The sequence below is a fragment of the Tessaracoccus rhinocerotis genome, assembly GCF_007197885.1.
Taxonomy (GTDB): Bacteria; Actinomycetota; Actinomycetes; order Propionibacteriales; family Propionibacteriaceae; genus Arachnia; species Arachnia rhinocerotis.
This window is the reverse complement of the sequence record NZ_VKKG01000023.1, coordinates 1-654: the sequence shown is the minus strand read 5'-3', so window position 1 is coordinate 654 and position 654 is coordinate 1. Positions and strand designations below refer to the sequence as shown.

The following is a 654-nucleotide window of genomic DNA, read 5'->3' as shown; positions in this document are numbered from 1 at the left end:
GGCTCTTCACAATCGAGGGTGTAGCTGGGGTCTGAATCCGCCGGTCTCGAGTAGGGATCTGGCGATGTAGTTGGCCAAGTTCCGGAACCCTAGTGCGGAACCGCGGAGGTGCTCGAGGCGGCCGTTGATGGCTTCGGTCGGGCCGTTGCTGGTGCCGGGACGGTCGAAGTAGGCCAGCACGTCAGCGGCTCGTTTCTTCAGGGTCCGGCCCAAGGTGGTGAGTTCCTCCAACGCAGCGGGAACGCCGGAGCTGACAGCGTCGATGAGCTCTGCCATGAGCTCGCGACCCCGGGCACGGTCGGGTTCGCGGTAGGCGCCGACCATGCGCTGGTAGATCCCCCAGGTGGCTTCGACCTCGACATGTTCATCACCGGCGAACAGGGCCCGCAGGCGAGCTGCCTGCCTTGCGGTGAGCAGGTCGACGCCGGTGTGGAGGGTGCGTCTGGCGCGGTAGAGCGGGTCACCGGTGCGGCCGCGGTGGCCATGGAGTTCCTGTTGGATGCGTCGGCGGCACCGGTCCAGCGCGTCGCCGCCCAGACGCACGACGTGGAAGGGGTCCATCACCGCGACCGCGTCGGGGACCTCTTCGGTGGCGGCGGTCTTGAAGCCGGTGAATCCGTCCATCGCAATCACCTCCACGGCTTGGCGCCAGGA

The 654-nt window shown here is 67.4% G+C and carries 1 protein-coding gene; it reads right to left on the bottom strand.

Annotation, left to right across the window (positions count from 1 at the left end; all coding sequences use genetic code 11):
* Positions 1-6: 6 nt before the first annotated feature.
* Positions 7-654, bottom strand: a 648-nt coding sequence (locus tag FOJ82_RS15960) for an ISL3 family transposase (RefSeq protein ID WP_143939484.1), incomplete at its 5' end; no start/stop codon positions are given.